We start from the raw sequence: 2,504 nt of genomic DNA, 5'->3' as shown, positions 1-2,504 counted from the left end.
CGGACGGCCACCAGAAATGGGTGGACTTTGTCATGACCTTCTGGCACTGCGACTGCATCTGCTGCGTCAGCGAGAAAGCATTCATCGAGCGCTACCAAAAATGGTGCAAGCGTAAGGGTCACCATTTCAGTGAAGAGAAAGCTCTGGATATCTACGCCGGAAGCTGCGGCCATTTCACTACGCTGCCGAAGAACGACAACATCAAGCTGCTCATTAACACAGCCGCGCAGCAGCTTCTTGCAGGAAAGACTACATTGGCTGCTCTGCGGGCAGAGATTACACGACTTGCCTCACAGCTCCCGGAGTACGAAACCGTGCGCGCCATGTACGGCGTTGGCGAAACGACTGCCGCACAGCTCATGGCTGAGATTGGCGATGTGCGCCGTTTTCCCCACCGTAGTTCCATTGTGGGTTTCGCTGGCGTTGACCCGGCTGTGGACCAGTCCGGCAAGCATGAAACACAAAGCACGTCGACCACAAAGCGTGGTTCGCCGCATCTTCGGAAAACGCTGTACCAGATCGTCTGCACATATCTCAGAAAAGCGCCGGCAGACGAGCCGGTGTACCAGTTTCTCAATAAGAAACGCGCTGAGGGCAAGCCATACTTTGTATACGTGGCTGCCGCTCAGAACAAGTTCCTTCATATCTACTACGCCCGTGTGAGAGAATGCCTGGAGGTATTTGACGCACAGCAGGACACCTCACAAGGATAAATCAGATTGCTACTTTATCCCGGCTGGCGAAGCTTTTTCTCCAGTCTGTTTTGTTATACCCTTTTTCAGTTGAGCGAATTTTGCGGGACTTTTTTCATTTCAACGATTGACTTTTGTTTACAGGACTCCTTGTACCTTATAACAGGCTGTAAAGTTAAGGAACCGCTGATTTAATCCGTCCATAGAGGAAATATGATAAAATAGGAAGGAAGGGGGCGGAAGAAATGAAGCAGGAAAGTTTCAGTGATATGGAATACAGATACCGGAAGAAGAAAACGAAGCGGGAAGAATTTCTGGAGGTCATGGATGAGATCATTCCGTGGGAGGAATGGGTAGGAATCATCAAGCCCTACTATCCCTCTGGGAAACGGGGCCGGCCGCCCATAGAGATCGAAATCATGCTGCGGATGTATCTGCTGCAATGCTGGTTCAGCCTGTCGGACGAGGGCGTGGAGGACGCCATTTACGACAGCTACGCCATGCGGAAATTCATGGGAATCAACTTTTTCGAGCAGGATGTGCCTGACGCCACCACGCTACTGCATTTCCGGCATCTGCTGGAGGCACACGGAATCGGGAAGCTGTTTTTTGACGCCATCAACCGCTGCCTGGAGCAAGCGGGCCGGATGATGCGGGGCGGCAGCATCGTGGACGCCACACTGATCAGCGCGCCCAGTTCCACCAAGAATGCGGGAAAGAAGCGGGATCCCGAGATGCACCAGACTAAGAAGGGCAATCAATGGCATTTCGGCATGAAGTGCCATACCGGCGTAGACGCGGTCAGCGGCTTTGTCCATACGGTGGAAGCAACACCAGCCAATGTCCATGACGTCACCGTAGCGGCAAAACTGCTGCGAGAGGACGATGAGGTCGTCTACGGGGATAGCGCATATCTGGGGCTGGAAAAACGGGATGAAATCAAGCATGACCCACAGCTTTCTACCATCGAATACCGAATCAACCGCCGCCCGGGCAGGTTGCCCAGGGTTTCCGACAACGCCATTGACTGGGAGCGGCACATCGAAAACCGCAAATCCGCTGTGCGCCGCAAAGTGGAGCATCCCTACCGAATCGTGAAAAACATCTTCGGTTTTCGGAAGACGGTTTACCGTGGGCTGCGAAAAAATCTCAACCGTTTACACGTGCTCTTTGCAAGCGCGAACCTATATATGCTGGCCAAGGCGGGCGGTTCCCTACGCCCGACCCGGGATTCCTGCGCCCTTTAGGCCAAAGTGAACGGAATAGATGGGAGCTTTGCCCCCACGTGGCCCTATCCTTTGATGTGTATTTTCTATTTCCATTACATTCGTATTTATGGTGTGCTTTAATCAGTGTTTCCCTAACTCTAGTTCGCAGCATTTTGATAGATACTCAATGCCATCTATGTTGTATAAACCAAACTTTGGACGCTTCAGCAAGTTTTCCAATATTTTAATTCGCTTATACACATCATCCACACTCTGATAATCGGAAAGTGCCTTTTGAATCTCTTTATTGTTACAATACACGCATTGGATAAACAGCGCAAAAAACAATAAATAGAAGAACATAGACCAGGCACCTATTTGTGTCTTGCGCAAAATGGCAGACAGTACAACACCAAATGCCGAAAGTATGACTAGGATGCTACAAAGAGTTTCCAGTTTATCAGATCCCTTGAAATATTTGGCATGAAGTTCTTAATTTAAACACTGATTCAAATACTTCTGATAAAAGGCTTCAAACATATGTACCTCCTACAATAATAATTACGGTTTAAGGCGCGGCCGCCAGCCGCGTCTTTTTCCATCT

Annotated in this window: 2 protein-coding genes; both read left to right on the top strand. The window is 50.0% G+C overall.

The annotated features are described in order from the left end of the window. The coding region (locus B5F88_RS19085; protein ID WP_204246274.1) for a transposase at positions 1-713 on the top strand (713 nt) is incomplete at its 5' end. A 224-nt stretch (positions 714-937) separates the two neighbouring features. Continuing rightward, positions 938-1,939, top strand: coding sequence for an IS5 family transposase (locus tag B5F88_RS19080; RefSeq protein WP_087937005.1), 1,002 nt, complete (start codon positions 938-940; stop codon positions 1,937-1,939). The last annotated feature ends 565 nt before the right edge of the window (positions 1,940-2,504 follow it).

Source organism: Flavonifractor sp. An306 (genome assembly GCF_002159455.1).
Lineage (GTDB): Bacteria > Bacillota > Clostridia > Oscillospirales > Oscillospiraceae > Flavonifractor.
The sequence above is the reverse complement of the archived record's forward strand: the minus strand, read 5'-3'. Positions and strand labels throughout refer to the sequence as shown.